Origin of the sequence: Clavibacter sp. A6099 (assembly GCF_021919125.1) — a bacterium.
Classification (GTDB): domain Bacteria; phylum Actinomycetota; class Actinomycetes; order Actinomycetales; family Microbacteriaceae; genus Clavibacter; species Clavibacter seminis.
In genome coordinates this window covers 2,128,834-2,145,275 of the sequence record NZ_CP083439.1, presented here as the reverse complement: position 1 = coordinate 2,145,275, position 16,442 = coordinate 2,128,834, and the positions used below count along the sequence as shown (strand labels likewise).

The window sequence follows — 16,442 nt, the reverse complement described above, 5'->3', positions numbered from 1 at the left end:
GAGGGGATCCATGACGACGCACGCGCCCAGCCGGCCGCAGCTGGACACGACGCCGCTGACCGACCGCATCGCCCGCGACGACCTCCGCCGGTTCCGGCGCGAGTTCACGGCGCGGTTCCCGATCCTGGTCTCGCCGCTGTTCGTGCTCGGCCGCATCGCCCTGGGCATCCTCGCCGTGCTCGCGATCCCGCTCGGCGGCGTCCTCCTGCTCACCGGCGGCCTGGGGGCGATCGTCACCGACGACCCCGAGACCCGCGGCGACGCCCTGGGCATGACCGTCTTCGCGATCCCGCTCTTCGGGGTCGGCGTCTTCTTCGCGTGGCGCCTCATCCGCACCCGCCGCCGCCGCAGCACGATCCGCTCCCACTACCGCCTCACGCGCTTCGGGCGGATCAACGGCCTGAGCTACGCACCGGGGCCGGTCTCCGACGGGCACATGGGATCCGCCGCGCGCGGCATGTTCGTGACCCGCGTCATGCGGCCGCGCACCGCGCGCCCCGTCGAGTTCGGCAACCACGAGCTCAACCAGGGGTCGCGGTTCGACGGCATCACGCAGTACGGCGGCTACGCGATGATCGGCCTCCGCCGCGAGCTGCCGCACATCCAGGTGATCTCGAACCGCACGCGCCTCCGCCGGGAGATGACGCCGACCATCGACGTCGCCCGCGACCAGCGCCTCGAGCTCGAGGGCGACTTCGACCGGCACGCGGCGCTCTACTGCCCCGACGGCTACGAGCGCGACGCCCTCTACCTCTTCACGCCGGACGTCATGGCCGTGCTCGTGGACCGGGTGGACGGATTCGACGTGGAGATCCGCGGCGACCGCCTGCTGCTGCGCTCGCCCGCCGACATGGTGACGCTGGATCCCCGCCGCTGGCACGACGTGATCGACGCGACCGCCGCCCTGATGGCGAAGGTCGACCGCTGGGAGCGCTGGCGCGACGACCGGCTGCGGTCGCTCGAGGGCGAGGAGCGTTCCGTGCTCACCGCGTCCGACGAGGCGCTCGCCGTGCCGGAGCCGGGGCGCACGCGCCGGCGCGCGCGTCGCTCGCGCGGCGTCGCGGCGGCCGGGCGTCGGCTCCGGATGCGGCCGACGCTCGGGCTCTTCCTGCTCATCGCCCTCGGCGTGGTCTTCTTCGGGCTCGCCTTCGTGATCACGACGCTGCCGTGAGCCGTGTCCGGGCCGATGGGATCACTCGCCGGTGACGCCGTCGACCAGCTCCCGCACGACGTCGACGTGGCCCGCGTGGCGCGCGGTCTCCTCGATGAGGTGCACGACGATCCAGCGCAGCGAGGGCATCTCGTCGGGCGGTCCGGCGGCGGCGATGTCGTCGAGGTCGTGCCGGGCGATCACGGCGTCGCTCTCCGCGCAGGCGCGCGCGTAGTCCGCGACGATCTCGGCGAGCGAGTCGGTCGGGCTCACCCGCCACTCGCCGTCCGGGTCGTCGTCCCCGCCGAAGCGCCGGTCGTAGTCGCCGGCCTCCATGAGCTCGACGGTCCACGACCGCTCGACGTCGGCGAGGTGCCGGAGCGCGCCCGCGACCGAGGTGAGGCTGGGGAGGACGCGGCGCGCGGCGTCGGCGTCGGTGAGGCCGCGGGCCTTGCGGATCACGGTGGCGCGGTTCATCGCGAGGAAGCCGGTGAGGCAGGCGCGCTCGTCGGCGCGCGGCGGGCGGGGGCGGTCGTCGGGGCCGAGGACGTCGGTGTCCGCGCCGGTCGCGATGTCGGGGAGGTCGGTCATGGCGGGATCCCAGGACCGGTTCCGGCACCCGGGGAAGAGGCGCTGCCACGGGGATCCGCGTGGAGGGGCCGCGCATCCGGCCCGCGTCAGACTGGGCGCATGACCACGAGCCCCGCGACCCGCCCCACCGCCGACGAGCGCATCGCCCCGGATGGCGGACGCCGCTCGATCCCGCGCACGATCGGGCGGATCCTGCTCGGCCTCGTGCTGATCATGGCCGGCACCGGCCACCTCACGGTCGCGCGGGAGTCGTTCCAGGCGCAGGTGCCCACCTGGCTGCCGATGGACCCCGACTTCGTGGTGCTCGCGTCGGGCGTCGTGGAGATCACGCTCGGCCTGTCGCTCGTGCTCCTCGGCCGCTGGCGCGTGTGGGTGGGCCTCGTGGTCGCGCTGTTCTTCATCGCGATCTTCCCGGGCAACATCTCGCAGCTCGTCACCCGCACGCCCGCGTTCGGCCTCGAGACCGACGCCGCGCGGGCGATCCGGCTGGTCTTCCAGCCGCTCCTCGTGCTCTGGGCGCTGTGGGCGACCGGCGCGTGGTCCGCGTGGCGGAACAGGCGCGCCCGCCGCTGACCGGGGTCGAGCGGCGGGCGCGGGGATCCGATGGGAGCCCCGATCCGTGACTACAGGCTGAGCCGCAGGCTGTCGACGGCGCGCTGCGCCTCGGGCGTGCGGTGGCCGATGCCGAACCAGGCGATCGCGCCGATCATCGGGAACAGCACGATCCCGATGATCCAGAGGTCCCGCGCGAGCCCGGTCAGCGCGCGGTCGCGGACGACCTGCACGAGCGCCGTCACGACGAGCGCGACGTAGGCGATGGCGAGCGGGGCGACGACGGCCCCGGCGACGAGTGCGTCGGACATGGTGGTGCCTCCTGTCGTGTGCGTGTCCCTCGAACCTACGCGCGGCCCACCCCGACGCGCGAGAGCAGGGCGGCCGTCGCGGCCTTGACGCCCGTCTCGATCGTGCCCTCCATCGTGGGCGCGAACTGCGGCGTGTGGTTGCCGGGCGGCGGGGTCTCGCCGCCGAACGCCGACGCCTCGACGCCGCCGAACGCCCAGTAGACGGTGGGCACGCCGATCGCCTCGCCGAGGATCCCGAAGTCCTCGCTGCCCATGATCGGCGGCGACTCCTCGACCATGTCCTCGCCGAGCTGCGCGGTGAGCGCCGCAACGATCCCGCGCGTCGCCTCGGGGTCGTTGCGGTTGAGCGGGAACGACACGATCTCCTCGATCTCGGGCTCCGGCGCCCCGCTCGCGGCGGCCTCGGCGAGGATGATCCGCCGGACCGACGCCAGGACGCGCTCGCGCACGGCCGGGTCGAACGTGCGGATGCTGAGGCCGAGCACGGCGTGCTCGGGGATGATGTTCTCCTTCGTGCCCGCCTGGAACGTGCCGACGGTCACGACGGCCGCCGCCTGCGGATCCAGCTCGCGCGCGACCACCGTCTGCAGGCGGAGCACGATGGCGCTGGCCGCGACGATCGGGTCGATGGAGTTCTGCGGCTGCGACCCGTGGGCGCCGCGGCCCTTCACGGTGACCTTCCACGAGTCGCTCATGCTCATGAACGCGCCCTCGCGCGTGGCGACCATGCCGACGGGGAGCGGGAAGACGTGCTGGCCGAGGATCACCTCGGGGCGGGGCGCCCGGTCCCAGAGGCCGTCGGCGAGCATGGCGCGGGCGCCCTCCCCGGTCTCCTCGCCGGGCTGGAACACGAAGACGATCGTGCCGGCCCACGCGTCGCGGTTCGCGGCGAGCGCCTGCGCGGTGGTGAGCGCGGCGGCGACGTGGAAGTCGTGGCCGCAGCCGTGCATCGTCGGCACCTCCTGTCCCGACGGGTCGATGCCCGTGTCGCGGCTGGCGTGCGCGAGGCCCGTCTCCTCGAGGATGGGGAGGCCGTCGGTGTCGGCGCGGAACGCGACCACCGGGCCGTCGCCGTTGCGGAGGATCCCCACCACGCCGGTGCCGCCGCAGCGGCTCGTCTCGGCGCCGATCGCCTCCAGGTACGCCTCGATCGCGGCCGCGGTCGCGTGCTCCTGCATCGAGAGCTCGGGGTGCGCGTGAAGCGAGCGGAACAGCTCGTGCGCGTCCCGCACGTCGTCGTCCAGCAGGCTGACTCCGGGGTGCACGTCCATGGGGATCCTCCTCGCGAGTGGGTGGCGTCCCTCGGGGGGACAGGTCCTCCCAGGCTAGGCCCGGCCCCGGCGGCGGATCCCCGCCGGCGCCGGGGACGGCGCTCCGGCCTCAGTCGTCGACGCTCTGGTCGACCACCTCGCCCGAGCCCGCGTCGACCCGCACGCCGTGCGTGATGCCCGACGCATCGACGACGTCGCCCTCCCAGAGGATCCGACCGCCGTCCTCGTCGAGGCCGAGCTCGGTGACCGTGCCGGCGACGGCGCCCGTCATGGCCGATGCGGCGTCGGCGTACGCGGTGCGGGCGCCCTGGAGCAGCGCCTGGTTCTCGGCGACGTCGTCCGCGTCGGCGGTTTCGGCGACGGGACCGGCGGTGACCGCGGATCCGTCGACGGCCGTGTGCACCTCGTGCTCGCGGCCGTCCTGCTCGGCGACGACGACCTCCCACGACGTACCGCCCGCCTCCTGGTCGACGGAGAGGAGCGCGCTGCCGGGGACGGCCGCGATCGCGGTCGCGACGGCGGCGGCGAGCGCACCGTCGGCGGCGAGCGGCGTGGCACCGTCGGCGCCTGCGGCCGGGGCGGAAGCGGCGGATGGGACGGTGCCCGGGGCGGACACGGGCGCGGCTCCCGCGGAGCAGCCCGCCAGGGCGAGGCCGCCGATCAGCGGGAGGGCGAGCGCCAGGGCGGCGCGGCGGGCGGTGGTCGATGTCGTGTGCGTGGTCATGCGGCCACCCTGACCCGGGGCACCTTAATCGGACCCTAAGCCGCTGCGGCCGGCAGTCGCAGCACCACGCGCGCGCCGCCGCCGCCCGGCGCCTCCTCCACCCGGGCGGATCCGCCGTGCGCCTCCGCGACCGCGCGCACGATGGCGAGGCCGAGCCCGGATCCGCCGGAGTCGCGGTCGCGCCCCTCGTCGAGGCGCACGAACCGGTCGAGCACGCGCTCGCGTTCGGCGGCGGGGATCCCGAGTCCGTCGTCGTCGACCGCGAGCTCGACGCCCTCGACCGTGGCCGCGGTGGTGACGGTCACGGTGGACGCCGCGTGCCGGGCCGCGTTCTCCGCGAGGTTGCGCACCGCGAGCGCGAGGAGGCGCGCGTCGCCATCGACCCGGGCAGCCCGGATGCCGGATCCGTCGACGCGCACGCCGCATCGCCCGCGCAGGCGCGCGACCTCCTCCAGCGCGATGTCGTCGAGGTCCACGGGGCGCGCGTCGAGCGCCGCGCCCTCGTCGAGCCGGCTGAGCACGAGGAGCGCGTCGACGAGGTCCTGCTGCCGCGCGCCCTCGTCGAGCACCACGTCGGCGAGCTCGGCGAGGCTCGTGCGATCCGGGTGGATGCGCGCGAGCTCGGCGTGCTGCCGCACGGTCGCGAGCGGGGAGCGCAGCTCGTGCGACGCGTCGGAGACGAAGCGCCGCTGCGCCGTGCGGGCCGCCTCGAGGCGGGCGAGCATGCCGTTGAGGGTGCGCGCGAGGCGGTCGACCTCGTCGCCGGTGCCGGGCTCGTCGATGCGGGCGTCGCCGGGGGACGAGCCGACGGCCTCGGCATCGCGGCGGATCCGCTCCACGGGTCGGAGCGCGCGCCCCACGACCACCCACGCCAGCAGCGCCACGAGCGCCACGACCAGCGGCACGGCGACGGCGAGCAGGCGCACGACCGCGGCGACGGCGTCGTCGGCGTCCTCGAGGGACGCGGCGACGACCACGGTCACGTCGCCCGCGTCCTCCACGTCGCCCGCGACCACCAGCCGGCGCTCGCCGTCGACGACCACGTCGTCGGCACGTCGGCCGTCGTACAGCGCGGGACCGTCGGCGTCCTCGCCGTGCGCGATGACGCGGCCGTCGCCGTCGAGCACCTGCACGAGGTCGTCGTCGCCCAGGTCGGCCACGGCCTGCGGGCCGCCCGCGGCGACCGCGTCGGACACCGTCTCGAGCCTCTGGCTCGCGGCCTCGCGCACGCCGTCCTCCAGGGATCCGCGGAGCAGCAGCGCGAAGGCGCCCGCGCCGACGGCCCCGAGCAGGAGCGCGAGGAGGGCGACCGCCGTGGTGGCGCGCACGCGCAGGGACCGGCGCCGACGGCCCCGCTCACGCATCGGACCCGCCGATCCGGTAGCCCGCGCCTCGCACCGTCTCGATGGTCGCGGTGCCGTACGGCCGGTCGAGCTTCCGCCGGAGGTGCGCCACGTACACCTCCACGATGGACGGGTCGCCGTCGAAGTCGTCGTCCCACACGTTCGCCACCACCTCTCGCTTGGACACGACGCTGCCGGCGTTCCGCGCGAGGAACTCCAGCACCGCGAACTCGCGGCTCGTCAGCTCGATCTCCTCGCCGCCGCGGGAAGCCCGTCGTGGACCCGGATCCACGACGAGGTCGCCGATGCGGTGCGCGACCGGCCGCGCCGGGGCGCCGCGGCGCACGAGCGCGCGGATCCGCGCCACCAGCACGGGGAACGCGAACGGCTTGGTGACGAAGTCGTCGGCGCCCGCCTCGAGCGCCTCGACCTCGTCCCAGTCGCCGTCCTTGGCGGTGAGGATGAGGACGGGCGTCCAGACGCCCTCCTCGCGGAGCGTGCGGCACACGGCCCAGCCGCTCAGGCCGGGCATCATCAGGTCGAGGAGGATCGCGTCGTAGCGGTTCTCGCGGGCCCACCACAGGCCGTCGACGCCGTCGTGCGCCACGTCGACCGCGAACCCCTCGGCCTGCAGCCCGCGCCGGATCCCGTCGGCCAGCCGCCGCTCGTCGTCCACCACGAGGATCCTCATCCGACCACCGTGCCAGACGCCCGCTGCGTGCGCCTCCCGGCGGGCGGCGCGCGCCTCCCGGCCTCAGCCCGCGAGGTGCGCGGTCTCGCCGAGCGTCACGACCGTGCGGTTGTGGAACACGTCGTCCTCCACCAGGTGCGTGATGCTCCCGGCCGGCAGGCGGAAGCCCACCACGTCGAGCGCAGTGAGGGGCATGCCGATCCACCGGGCGATGACGAACGTGCCGGACCCGCCGTGCGTGACGATGACGCGGTGCGGCGCCGGGTCGGCCATGACAGCGTCCATCCCGCGGTACACGCGGGCGACCCACTCGGCCTTCGTCTCGGCGCCCGCGAGACCCTCGTCGTGATGCATCCGCTCGCCGTGCGCAGGCGGCGGGACGAAGCGCTCGCGGAACCACGCGTCCGGCTGGCCCTCGCCCTCGCCGTAGGACTTCTCCCGCAGCTCGGGCACCGCCGTGGGGCTCCCGCCGACGAGGGCGGCGATCGCGTCGGCGGTCTGCCGCGTGCGCCGCAGATCCGACGTGAGGATCGGCGTCCCCGGGGGCACGCGCGTCGCGACCGCGGATGCGATGCGGGACGCGTGCGCGAGCCCGCGCGGGGTCAGCTCGGAGTCGTGCCAGCCGCCGACCCCGCCCTCGACGTGATGCGTCGCCTCGGGATGCGAGACGAGGAGGAGCTCCCTCACGCAGATCCTCCCGAGCCCGCCGGCGGATCGAGCATTGACGGGTCGCGGATGATGCCGATCGGCGTCGTGTCGAGCCGCACCGACTGCACGACCACGCGCTTCGCCCGGCGGCGGAGGTGACGGCGCGCCTGCGGCGTCGCGAGCAGGCTGCCGAGAACGAGGCCCGCGCCGATCGCGAGGGTCGTCGCCATCGCGCCGACGAACGCGCCCGTGGCTCCCGACGTGCCGGCCATCGAGTTGAGCAGCGCCGAGGCGACCGCGAGCGAGGGCAGGAGGGACCCGCAGAAGGCGGGCACCGCGATCGCCGTGGCCGACACCCGCAGGCGCGCCGCGACCACCGTCCCGAGCGCGCCGAGCAGCGTCGCGACGAGGAACGTGCCCGCGAGCAGCGGGACGCCCGCCGCCTTGAGGAGGTAGAGCGCCGTCGTGCCCACGATCGCGACGGCGATGGCGACGGGCATCACGCGCGCGTTCGCGCCCTGCGTGATCCCGGTGGCACCTGCCGCGAAGAACGTCGTGATGAGCAGCATCCAGAAGGGCAGGGAGCGGAGGGTGATGTCGGTCGGATCCACCTCGATGTCGACGCCCGCCGTGAGCGCGAGGCCGCCCGGGATGCCGACGGCGATGCCCGCGACGATGAGCACGATGATCATGGCCCGCGACAGCGCCATGGCCCGGAATCCGGAGATGGCGTCCTGGGCCCACGTGACGATGGTGACGTGGGGGAGGATCAGCACCACGACGGCGGCGACCATCGCGGCGGCGCTCCCCGCGGGCATGACGCCGGACCAGATCGCGAGCGTGCCGACGGCGGCGACGATCGCGGACTGCACGGCCACCACGAAGAACGGCGGGATGCCGCGACGGAAGAGCTGCCGGCCGAGGACCATCGCGCCGATCATCAGCAGGAACGCCCCGACGGCGCCCGGAAGCGATCCGCCCGCCTGCAGCGACACGGAGACGCCGAACAGCCCCATGGCGGCGTCGGTGATCCACGACGGCCAGCGCGGCGGCGACTTCAGCACCTCGACGAGGCCGTCGACGGCGCTCGTCATGTCGAGGTCGTCGTGGAGCAGCTCGTCGACGATCTGGTACACGAGCGAGAGCCGGTGCAGGTCGCTGCCCTCGGCCGTGACCACGCGCAGCTTGACGAGCGGCGGGCCCTCGTGCGGCGCGTACTGGATGGTGATGGCCGTGCCCGTGATGTCGAGCTCCAGCGGCGCGAGGTTCCACTTCGTGCTCACGGCGACGATGGCGATCTCGACCGCGCGGACGTCGGCACCGGAGGCGAGCATCACCTCCCCGAGGTCGAGGCAGAAGTCGACGATCTGGCGCGGGGAGTACAGGTCGCCGAGGCGGCCGTGCGCGGGCTCGGTGCCCTCGTAGATGGTGCCGCGGAGGCGCGCGCGGACGTCGCGCATCTCCTGCGGGTTGACGCGGCGGCGGCGCTGGCGCGGCGGACGCGCGGCTCCGGGATCCCGGCGGGGGCGCCGCGGGTCGCCGGGCGGCGGGGTGGTGCTCAGCGCGATCAGCGCTCCGTTCGGTGGCCGGCCCGCGTCGAGCGGGGGCGGATGGTGGTTCGTCCCCCACCCTAGGCGGCGGCCCGGGGGACACGCCCGCGCGGCGCCCGACCGGATGGTCGGACGCCGCGCGGGATGGAGCGGAGGGGATCAGCCCTTCGGGCAGTAGCTGACCGACGCGCTGATGGGACCGCCCACCTTCGGCGCCGGGCAGATGAACTTCGCGTAGGCGCTGTTGCCGTCGAGGTAGCGCTTGAGGAACGCGGTGACGGCGGTGCGGATCGTGGCGACCGGCACGTGCTCGCCCGCCGCGTGACCGAGGCCCTTCAGCTCCAGGTACTGCTTGGGCGTGCCCGCCGGGATGGAGTCGTACGCGGGCTTGCCGAACTCCGCGGGGACGGCGACCTCGTCCTTCTGGCCCGTGATGACCAGCGTGGGCACCGTCAGCTTCGGGTACGCCGGGTACTGCGCGTCCGGCTGGTCCGCGGGCGGGAAGTCGTACGGCATGAGCGTGACCGCTGCCTTGATGGACGGGCGCGACTGCGCCGCCTGCATCGTGCCGCCGCCGCCGAACGAGTAGCCCAGGAGGGCGACGTCGTTCGCGGACACCTCGGACTTCACCGCGCTCGTCCCGGTGAGGTAGTCCGCCGCGGCGAGCATCTCGGTGGCGCGCTGGTCGGGCAGGTCGTACACGTCGAGGGTGTCGATGGCGAACGCGACGAAGCCCTGCGAGGCGACGAGCTCGGCCGTCGCCTTCTCGTCGGCGTTCGTGTCGGTGAAGCCCGGGGTGATGACGACGGCACCGAGGACGGCCTTGCCGGTGTCCTGCGGCGTGTAGATGACGCCGCCGCCGAAGGCCTTCACGGCCGTCTTCGGGACCACCGTGGCGCGCACCGCGAAGGGCGCGTGGTGGTGGGCCGCGGCGTGGGCGGCTGCCGCGTGGTGGGCGGGGGCGGCCTGGGCCGCGGTGGGGATGGCGAGGGTGGCGACGAGGGCGAGCGCAGCGACGGCCGCGGGACGCGAGCGGAGCGCGGAGGGCATGACGGGCATGGGCGTCTCTCTGTTCGATGGATGGGGCTCCGCGGCGATCGCCGCGGACAGGGTGCGGCATGACGCTAGGGGCGCGCGATCGGAAGGCCGTCCCGCCATCCCCAGCCGTGCGGCCTGGGGGCGATCCGCTCGCGGGACGCGCGGGGGATCAGCCCGCGGGACAGGAGCTGATCGACGCGCTGATGGGACCGCCGACCTTCGGGGCCGGGCAGATCTGCTTCGCATAGGCGGTGTCGCCGTCGAGGTAGCGCTCGAGGAACGCGGTGACGGCGGCCCGGATCGCGACGGTCGGCTTCCCCATGCCGGCCGCGTGGCCGAGTCCCGTCAGCTGGAGGTACTGCTTCGGGGTGCCCGCGGGGATGGAGTCGTAGGCGGGCTTGCCGAACTTCGCCGGGATCGCGGTCGCGTCCTTCTGCCCGGTGATGATGAGCGTCGGCACCGTCAGCTCCGGGTACGCGGGGTGGACCGCCTTCGGGTCGCCGGCGGGCGGGTAGTCGTACGGCATGAGGGTCAGCGCGGCCTTGATCGACGGGCGCTCCTGCGCGGCCTGGAGCGTCCCGCCGCCTCCCATGGAGTAGCCGAGGAGGGCGACGCGGTCCGGGGAGACCTCGCCCTTCACGGCGCTCCGGCCGGTGAGGTAGTCCGCGGCCGCGAGCATCTCGGTCGCGCGCTGGTCGGGGAGGTCGGCGCGGTCGCGCGTGTCGATGGTGAAGACGACGAAGCCCTCCGCGGCGAGCTCGGTGCCGTAGACGGCCATGTCCGACTTCCTGCCGTGGAACCCGGGGGTGACGACGACCGATCCGAGGACCTTCTGCCCGGCGCCCCGCGGGGCGAAGATCGTGCCGCCGCCGAAGCGCGCATCCGCTGCGGCCGGGACGACGATCTGGTCCACGGCGGCTGCGGCCGGCTGGTGGTGGGCGGGGGCCGGGCGGGTCACCGGGTGGTGCACGGGCGCCGCGGCCTGGGCGGCCGTGGGGACGGCGAGGGTGGCGATGAGGGTCAGGGCGGCGACGGCCGCGGAGCGGGAGCGGGACCAGGGGGGTGTTGCGGGCATCGGGCGTCTCTCGGATCGGGGACGTCCGCGGCGAGGGCCGCAGGACGGGGAGGACGCTACGGCGGTCGATGCGCCCGCGGACCCCGGTCGTCCCCAGCCCCCGCGCGGGGGCGTGCCCCATCCCGACCCGCGCCTCGCGCCTCACGCCGCGGCGTCAGAGGATCCGCGTGCCGGGACCGAGCACGACCTCCCGCCCGAGGCCCGCGTCGACGACCACCGGGACGTCGGCCGCCTCCTGCGTGCCCTCGGGGACCCACGGCCGGCCGCGGGCCACGAGGATCACGAGCCCGTCGACGTCGCCGACCGCGGCGAACCCGTCCGTCGCGAAGCCGCCGTAGGGGTGCAGGCCGGCCTCCTCCAGCAGCCCGACCGCGGCGGGTACGTCGTCGACGACGACGCCGACCTCGCTCACCGAGACGACGTCGGATGCCCGGAACGGCTCGCGCGCACCGGGGTCGGGGGCGAGGGCGCGGCGCTCGATCAGCTCCAGCACCTGCGCGTCGGGTCCGCGGAAGTAGACCGAGCGCGAGTCCCACGTGCCCGGCCCCTCGAACTCGTCCCGTCCTTCGGGCGCGATGACCTCCGCGCGCTCGCCGATCCACGCTCGTGCGGCGGCGAAGGATCCCGTCGGGATCGTGAACGCCAGGTGGTGCGCGCCGCGGTACCCGGGGTCCCGGTCGAAGCGGAGGCGGGTCGTCCCGACCTCCACCTCGACGGCGTCCTCGGTCGTGCGCACCGGGAAGCCGAGCGCCCGGTAGGCGTCGGCCACCTCGGCGTTGTCGCGGGCAGGCAGGGTCACGGCGTGGATGATCATGCGCCGATCCCAGCAGTTGAAGGTCACTTGAGGTCAAGCGCTCGTCAGGTCACGCCCCCGCCCGACCCGCTGTCGGGGAGACGCGCCGCAGCGGTGCGCGGCGGCCCCACGTGCCCCAGCGCCACAGCCACTCGAGCGGACCCTGCGTGAAGACCCGCAGCCAGAGCGCGCTGACGATCCCCTGCCCGACGAGCACGGCGACCGCGGTGCCGAGCACGGGCGCCCAGCTCGTCGCGTGCGGGAGGTCGAGCAGCCCACCCGCGGCGAGCATGAGAGGCGCGGCGGCGACGTAGTTCGTGAGGGCCATGCGCCCGAGCGGCGCGAACGCGGCCCGGAGGGGGCGTGCGGCCCAGGTGGTCATGAGGTACGAGACGAGGGCCGCCCACGCGGCCGCCATGGCGAGGCCGGCCGCGGCGGACTCGACGCTGAACCCGGACTGCTCGACGGCGGTCGCCTGCCACAGCACGAGCGGCACGGCGGACGCGGTCGCCACCGCCATCACGACGAGGGACCCGCGTCGGGCCCGGCCGATCCGCTCGACGGCGCCGTAGCGGGTCAGCGCGGATCCCAGCAGGAACACGCCCGGGATGAGCGCCAGGCCGCCGCCGGCGCCGACCACGCCCGCGACCGTGACGACCACGGCCGCGACCGCGACCACCGGCCGGGGAAGCCAGGTGCTCGGCAGGAGGATCACGAGCCCGACGACCGCGAACGGGAGGAGCGCGGATCCCGGTTGCAGGAACTGGAACGGGATGCCGATCGCGAGGAGCAGCAGCAGACGCCGGAGGAGCACCAGCCGCGGGCGGGCGGCGGTCCGCGTCGCAGACGCAAGCAGGATCGAGAACCCGATGCCGAACAGCAGCGCGAACACGGGGAAGAAGCGCTGCTGCACGACCAGCTGCAGCCAGCCGCTCACGGTGTCGAGCGCGGGCGTCTCGTAGAAGCCGGCCGCGGTGCCGAAGCGCGTCAGCGGCGCGATGTTGACGAAGACGATGCCGCAGAGCGCGACGCCGCGGATCACGTCGAGCGCGAGGATGCGCTCGCCGGACGCGCGGGGCCCGCGGGCCGTCGGGGTGGTGCGCGGATCGAGCCGGATGCCGGTCACTGTCTGCCTCTCGCGGCGGGGCGCGGATCTCGTGCCGGCCGCCGTCCCCCACTCTCCGGGCGGGCGCGGTGCACGGGCATCGGCCGTTCGGCCGGTCTCCGCGGTACCGGATCGGGGCACGGTGCTGGCTCAGGGCCGCAGCAGCCCCGAGCTCCAGGCCCAGGCGGCGATCTCGACGCGGTTGCGGGCGTCGAGCTTCGTCTGCAGGGATCCGAGGTGCGACTTCACGGTGCCCAGCGAGATCACGAGTGCCTCACCGACCTCCGCGTTCGTGAGCCCGCGGCCGACCAGCGCGGCGACCTCCGTCTCGCGCGGCGTCAGCTCGGGGTGGTGCGGGCCCGAGGTCCGCGGCGCGAGGTGCTGCAGCAGGCGCACGGTGACGGACGGGCTGATGAGCTGGTCGCCGGTGTGCGCGGCCCGAACGGCCGCGACGACGAGGCCGGCGCCCGCGTCCTTGAGCAGGAACCCGGACGCGCCCGCGCGCAGGGCACCGTAGACGTACTCGTCGAGGTCGAAGGTCGTGGCGATCATGACCTTCACGGGGACGCGCGCCCGGGGTCCCGCGAGCAGGCGCGTGAGCTCGAGGCCGTCCATGCGCGGCATGCGGATGTCGACGATCGCCACGTCGGGGACGAGCCGCTGCGCCGCCTCCAGGGCGGCGAGCCCGTCGGCGCACTCGGCGATCACCTCGATGTCGGGCTCGGCCTCGAGGATCCGCGTCATGCTGCGGAGCACGGACGGGTGGTCGTCGGCGACCAGGACGCGGATGGTCACGACGGGCCGCCGAGGGGGAGCCGGGCGAGGACGCGCCAGACGCATCCGGCATCCCCGGATCCGCCATCCGCGGCGAACCGGCCCGCCGCCACCGTGCCGCCGACGAGGGCGGCGCGCTCGCGCATGCCGAGGAGCCCGAGGCCCGAGGAACCGGGGACGGGATCCGCGCCGCCGTCGGTGCCCGCGCTCAGCGGGCTCGTCACCTCCACGACGAGGTGCCCGGCGTCGTGGCGCTGGGCGACGCGGATCCACGGGGCGTCGGCCGCGTGCCGGGTCGCGTTGGTCACGGCCTCCTGCACGATGCGGAAGGCGGCCGTGCGGACCTCGTCCGGCAGGTCGGCGGGGGATCCGTCGTCGAGCGCGGCGCGGCCGCCCGGGGACGCCGCCTCCCACCGGTCGAGCAGCGAACGGATCCCGTCGGCAGGCGCGGCGGACAGCTCCGGGTCGCGCTCCACGTCGGTGGCCCGCAGGGTCGCGACCCACGCCCGCATGGACGCGAGAGCCTCGCCGCCCGCGGCCTCCACCCGCGCCAGCTCGGCGTCGAGCGGGGCGGTGGCGGGTTCGAGCGTCCGACGGATGGCCTGCACCGAGAGGATCATGCCGGTCACCCGGTTGGTGAAGTCGTCGTGGAGGTCGCGGGCGAGGCCGTCGCGCTCCTGGCGGGTGGCGATCTCGAGGGCGAGGCGGCGCTCGGCGTCGAGGTCGCGCAGCACGGCGCCGGCGGCCAGCGCGCAGGCCGCCGCGGCCATCAGCAGGATCGCGTAGACCAGCGCGTCGGAGGAGGCGAGCCGCAGCGGCACGCCGACGACCGCGACGACGACGATCCCGGCCAGGGCCCAGGCGCGTGCCCCGACCGCCGTGCGGGAGGACGCGACCACGGCGATCAGCAGCACGAAGCACTCGCCGAGCCCGAGCGGCGCGCCGGATCCGAGGGCGGGGCCGATGAGGAGCGATGCGGCGGTGACGGCGAGCGACACGGCGCCGAGGATCCACGGGCGGATCCGGCCGCGCACCACCAGCACGCCGAGCCCCGGCATGGCGACCGCGATCACGGCCTGCAGGGGTGAGGCGGCGAGGAGCGCGTCGAGAAGGGTGAGCCCGCCGACGCCGAGCACGAAGACGGACCGGGCGAGCCGCGGCCGCCGCGCCGCCATGACGGTCGGCGGCGGATCGGTCGGCGGTGTCACATCGCCAGCATCGCAGGCCCGTCGGCCCGCGCTCACCGGAGGAGGTCCCGCACGTGCGCCAGGGACAGGCGGGCGGCGACCGCGATGCGGTGCTCGTCGAGCCCGGCCGTGTGGGCCGCGCGCACCGCCGCGGCGAGCGCGTCGAGGGATGCCTGCGCGCCGGCGGACGCCTCCGCGAGCAGCGCCGCGTGCCGGTCGTGCGCGGGATCGGGAGCACGTGGCGGCGCGCCGACGTCGATCACCCAGTCCGCGTCCGGGTGCCGCGCCTCGAGCACCAGGCGACGCACCGCCGGCAGGTCGGGCGCCGACCAGTCGAGGTCGCCGAGGTCGGCGAGCGGCACCCAGCGCAGCTCGTCGTGGTCGGTGCTCGTCGTCGGCAGCGGCCCGACCGGATCCGCCCGGTAGCAGGCGAGGTCGATCACGCGCTCGCCGACGGGCACCTCGGAGCGGTCGATGAGCGCGCCGACTGTCACCTCGACGCCCAGCTCCTCGCGGATCTCCCGCGCGAGCGCCGCCTCGGGCCGCTCGCCGGGCTCGACCTTGCCGCCCGGGAACTCCCACGTGCCCGCGCCGTCCTTGTGCGCCGCGCGACGGCAGGCGAGCGCGCGCCCGTCGCGGATCAGCACCGCCGCCACGACCTCGAGTCCCGCCATCCCGTGCCTCCCCGTCGGCGACGTCCGCCGCCTCGACGCTACCGGCCCGTCCGGCCGCGCCAGGGCGGCACCGACCCGGCCTGTACCGTGGGACATCCGGCATCCGCCGCGACGAGAGGCTCCACCCGTGAAGATCAGCCACCAGCGTCACTTCGTGGTCGCGGCCGAGGTGCTGCACCATCCGAAGGCGGCGGATCAGCTCGGCATCTCGCGCGCGAAGCTCGCCTCGTCCATCCGCGCGATCGAGGAGCACTACGGCCGTGCCGTCTTCGACCCGCAGAGCACCGAGACGCGCCTGACGAAGACCGGCCGCCTGGCCTACGAGGAGGCCGTCGAGGAGCTGGCGAAGCCGTCCACCCCGCCCGAGGCGCCGAAGCCGCCGGCCGGCGGGAAGGCGAAGGCCTCCAAGGGCCAGGGCCGCGCGCCCGTGGTCAAGGGCCAGCCGAAGCCCTACAAGCGCACGCAGGGGCGCTGACGCGCTTTAGAGGACTTTCCATCGTGGTCCTGCTGCGGCTTGCAGATCCCTACGGCGGAGGTCCCGTACGCGTTCATTTTGTCGCAGAATGCGGCGTTTGATGAAGTACCACCTGAAGCGCGAAATGTATTTGTTAGTCCTGATGTCTCGGACCCATTCTCTACCTGCTGTATCCATTATTTCAACGTACACGGGGATACCGAGGGGCGAGTCATCTCGCTGTGTGACCGTTCGAAATCTACCACCCGGTAGTAAGCCGAAGAAGTCGGGATCGTCAGGATCGATCACACCAAATTCGAGCGTGCCACCTTTTGGTCCGGCATAGAAAAACATAGATAACATCGGCACGTCGCCAAAATTGCCGATTTCAATGGTTGATGTCCACCCCTGACTCTCGGTGCCAGCGTGACTCATCCATGTGATGACCGGGTCGGTATTCGACCGTGCCCTGCGGCGAGAGTCCGACGCGAAGAGAAATACGCCGAGCCCG

General features: G+C 74.5%; 18 protein-coding genes. 3 read left to right on the top strand and 15 right to left on the bottom strand.

All coding sequences use genetic code 11. From position 1 onward, the window contains the following. The first annotated feature begins 10 nt into the window (after positions 1-10). The gene (locus KYT88_RS10140) at positions 11-1,171 is read left to right on the top strand and encodes a hypothetical protein (RefSeq protein WP_043586342.1); all 1,161 of its coding nucleotides are present in this window, start codon (positions 11-13) and stop codon (positions 1,169-1,171) included. 21 nt (positions 1,172-1,192) lie between these two features. On the opposite strand, the gene KYT88_RS10135 is transcribed toward KYT88_RS10140, so the two are convergent. Beyond that, positions 1,193-1,741 (bottom strand): DinB family protein, encoded by a 549-nt coding sequence (locus KYT88_RS10135; RefSeq protein ID WP_043586344.1) that lies wholly within the window; start codon positions 1,739-1,741, stop codon positions 1,193-1,195. Positions 1,742-1,840: 99 nt separating this feature from the next. On the opposite strand from KYT88_RS10135, the gene KYT88_RS10130 reads away from it, so the two are divergent. Next, a complete protein-coding gene (locus KYT88_RS10130; protein ID WP_043586346.1) occupies positions 1,841-2,314 on the top strand; it encodes a DoxX family protein in 474 nt (157 codons plus the stop codon). Between the two features lie 50 nt (positions 2,315-2,364). On the opposite strand, the gene KYT88_RS10125 is transcribed toward KYT88_RS10130, so the two are convergent. The 14 genes from KYT88_RS10125 to KYT88_RS10060 form a co-directional block, all read right to left on the bottom strand. Further along, on the bottom strand, positions 2,365-2,604 hold the full coding sequence (locus tag KYT88_RS10125; protein WP_043586348.1) for a PLDc N-terminal domain-containing protein: 240 nt from the start codon (positions 2,602-2,604) through the stop codon (positions 2,365-2,367). A gap of 35 nt (positions 2,605-2,639) precedes the next feature. After that, positions 2,640-3,875, bottom strand: a complete 1,236-nt coding sequence (locus KYT88_RS10120; RefSeq protein ID WP_051629347.1) for an amidohydrolase — start codon at positions 3,873-3,875, stop codon at positions 2,640-2,642. Between the two features lie 109 nt (positions 3,876-3,984). After that, positions 3,985-4,599 (bottom strand): PepSY domain-containing protein, encoded by a 615-nt coding sequence (locus KYT88_RS10115; RefSeq protein ID WP_043586350.1) that lies wholly within the window; start codon positions 4,597-4,599, stop codon positions 3,985-3,987. Positions 4,600-4,634: 35 nt separating this feature from the next. Beyond that, a complete protein-coding gene (locus KYT88_RS10110; protein WP_237583632.1) occupies positions 4,635-5,927 on the bottom strand; it encodes a sensor histidine kinase in 1,293 nt (430 codons plus the stop codon). Positions 5,928-5,955: 28 nt separating this feature from the next. Further along, complete coding sequence (locus KYT88_RS10105; RefSeq protein ID WP_043586355.1) at positions 5,956-6,633, bottom strand: response regulator transcription factor; 678 nt, start codon at positions 6,631-6,633, stop codon at positions 5,956-5,958. A 63-nt stretch (positions 6,634-6,696) separates the two neighbouring features. Further along, positions 6,697-7,320, bottom strand: a complete 624-nt coding sequence (locus tag KYT88_RS10100) for a histidine phosphatase family protein (RefSeq protein WP_043586358.1) — start codon at positions 7,318-7,320, stop codon at positions 6,697-6,699. Then, a complete protein-coding gene (locus tag KYT88_RS10095) occupies positions 7,317-8,741 on the bottom strand; it encodes a threonine/serine exporter family protein (RefSeq protein WP_043586360.1) in 1,425 nt (474 codons plus the stop codon). The genes KYT88_RS10100 and KYT88_RS10095 overlap by 4 nt, the downstream gene beginning before the upstream one ends. Positions 8,742-8,990: 249 nt before the next feature. Then, positions 8,991-9,890, bottom strand: a complete 900-nt coding sequence (locus KYT88_RS10090; RefSeq protein WP_043586362.1) for an alpha/beta hydrolase — start codon at positions 9,888-9,890, stop codon at positions 8,991-8,993. A gap of 148 nt (positions 9,891-10,038) precedes the next feature. Then, on the bottom strand, positions 10,039-10,944 hold the full coding sequence (locus tag KYT88_RS10085; RefSeq protein WP_043586363.1) for an alpha/beta hydrolase: 906 nt from the start codon (positions 10,942-10,944) through the stop codon (positions 10,039-10,041). 154 nt (positions 10,945-11,098) lie between these two features. Further along, positions 11,099-11,758 carry a VOC family protein gene (locus KYT88_RS10080; protein ID WP_051629349.1) on the bottom strand — a complete coding sequence of 220 codons (660 nt, stop codon included), beginning with the start codon at positions 11,756-11,758 and terminating at the stop codon, positions 11,099-11,101. Between the two features lie 49 nt (positions 11,759-11,807). Next, complete coding sequence (locus KYT88_RS10075) at positions 11,808-12,863, bottom strand: DUF418 domain-containing protein (protein ID WP_081840957.1); 1,056 nt, start codon at positions 12,861-12,863, stop codon at positions 11,808-11,810. A 129-nt stretch (positions 12,864-12,992) separates the two neighbouring features. Then, positions 12,993-13,637, bottom strand: a complete 645-nt coding sequence (locus KYT88_RS10070) for a response regulator transcription factor (RefSeq protein WP_043586365.1) — start codon at positions 13,635-13,637, stop codon at positions 12,993-12,995. Then, complete coding sequence (locus KYT88_RS10065; protein ID WP_043586367.1) at positions 13,634-14,824, bottom strand: sensor histidine kinase; 1,191 nt, start codon at positions 14,822-14,824, stop codon at positions 13,634-13,636. The genes KYT88_RS10070 and KYT88_RS10065 overlap by 4 nt, the downstream gene beginning before the upstream one ends. Positions 14,825-14,856: 32 nt before the next feature. Beyond that, positions 14,857-15,477, bottom strand: a complete 621-nt coding sequence (locus KYT88_RS10060) for a (deoxy)nucleoside triphosphate pyrophosphohydrolase (RefSeq protein ID WP_043586369.1) — start codon at positions 15,475-15,477, stop codon at positions 14,857-14,859. A 127-nt stretch (positions 15,478-15,604) separates the two neighbouring features. On the opposite strand from KYT88_RS10060, the gene KYT88_RS10055 reads away from it, so the two are divergent. Next, the gene (locus KYT88_RS10055) at positions 15,605-15,952 is read left to right on the top strand and encodes a LysR family transcriptional regulator (RefSeq protein ID WP_043586371.1); all 348 of its coding nucleotides are present in this window, start codon (positions 15,605-15,607) and stop codon (positions 15,950-15,952) included. Positions 15,953-16,442: the final 490 nt, after the last annotated feature.

Coding starts and splice junctions, on each gene's coding strand:
- KYT88_RS10140 (WP_043586342.1), top strand. CDS start 11: ATGACGACGCACGCGCCCAGCCGGCCGCAGCTGGACACGACGCCGCTG.
- KYT88_RS10135 (WP_043586344.1), bottom strand. CDS start 1,741: ATGACCGACCTCCCCGACATCGCGACCGGCGCGGACACCGACGTCCTC.
- KYT88_RS10130 (WP_043586346.1), top strand. CDS start 1,841: ATGACCACGAGCCCCGCGACCCGCCCCACCGCCGACGAGCGCATCGCC.
- KYT88_RS10125 (WP_043586348.1), bottom strand. CDS start 2,604: ATGTCCGACGCACTCGTCGCCGGGGCCGTCGTCGCCCCGCTCGCCATC.
- KYT88_RS10120 (WP_051629347.1), bottom strand. CDS start 3,875: ATGGACGTGCACCCCGGAGTCAGCCTGCTGGACGACGACGTGCGGGAC.
- KYT88_RS10115 (WP_043586350.1), bottom strand. CDS start 4,599: ATGACCACGCACACGACATCGACCACCGCCCGCCGCGCCGCCCTGGCG.
- KYT88_RS10105 (WP_043586355.1), bottom strand. CDS start 6,633: ATGAGGATCCTCGTGGTGGACGACGAGCGGCGGCTGGCCGACGGGATC.
- KYT88_RS10095 (WP_043586360.1), bottom strand. CDS start 8,741: ATGCGCGACGTCCGCGCGCGCCTCCGCGGCACCATCTACGAGGGCACC.
- KYT88_RS10090 (WP_043586362.1), bottom strand. CDS start 9,890: ATGCCCGTCATGCCCTCCGCGCTCCGCTCGCGTCCCGCGGCCGTCGCT.
- KYT88_RS10085 (WP_043586363.1), bottom strand. CDS start 10,944: ATGCCCGCAACACCCCCCTGGTCCCGCTCCCGCTCCGCGGCCGTCGCC.
- KYT88_RS10080 (WP_051629349.1), bottom strand. CDS start 11,758: ATGATCATCCACGCCGTGACCCTGCCTGCCCGCGACAACGCCGAGGTG.
- KYT88_RS10060 (WP_043586369.1), bottom strand. CDS start 15,477: ATGGCGGGACTCGAGGTCGTGGCGGCGGTGCTGATCCGCGACGGGCGC.